The following is a 717-nucleotide window of genomic DNA, read 5'->3' on the forward strand; positions in this document are numbered from 1 at the left end:
ACCTTTTCTGCCAGCTTTTTAAATTCACTGGGCTTGTTTTCAATGACGACTACCTCTAACTTCTCATTCCAGCAGTTCACCATCACTGCGGTATGACTTTCCTTATGCAGATCAATCCCCACATAAAGCAGATTTTCTCTTTTCTGCAATTCTCTCCCTCCAGATCTTGTTTCCAACCAATCGGTTCCTGTACCGGCAACCTCAGATGACAGCGTTAACTCTTCATGAGTTCGCAAGGGGGCGACAGCCAATCTACAACAAACCAATGGGTGGTAGGACAAGTTATTTCTTTTATTGGTTGTTGATGTTAACTCTGTATGGAATTGATTGCAAGTCATTTCTGGATTTGTTTTCGAGAAAAGGAACGTCAGAAAAAAAGAAGAAAAAAGGAGGCTACAATAAGAGTATTTTTTACCCCCTGTAACCCCCGGCAGCACCATTTTACCATAGAACCAGTTTCCTGTAAATTCATGGTTCACCATGAACCATAGGGTAGATGATCTGACTAAGCTTCTGGTGAAATAGAATTAATATACCACTTTATGTTTGACCTGTATCGCAAATAATTGCCCCTGTGTGACATTTAAAACCGATGGTCGAACATATATGCCAATCAGGCGATAAAAAGCCTTGTTGGGCGAATCAGAAAAATATAGTCTTTTCCCGTTGCACCTGATAGCTGTTAGGATTGCAATTACCTCCTGTTCGTCTTCCGGT

Annotated in this window: 1 protein-coding gene; it reads right to left on the reverse strand. The window is 41.1% G+C overall.

Annotated features, from left to right (window positions below; all coding sequences use genetic code 11):
- Positions 1 to 527 precede the first annotated feature (527 nt).
- Positions 528 to 717: hypothetical protein (locus CRO04_RS26660; RefSeq protein ID WP_207654530.1), on the reverse strand; the 190-nt coding region annotated here is incomplete at its 5' end.

The organism is Lacrimispora amygdalina (assembly GCF_900205965.1).
GTDB classification, from domain to species: domain Bacteria; phylum Bacillota; class Clostridia; order Lachnospirales; family Lachnospiraceae; genus Lacrimispora; species Lacrimispora amygdalina_A.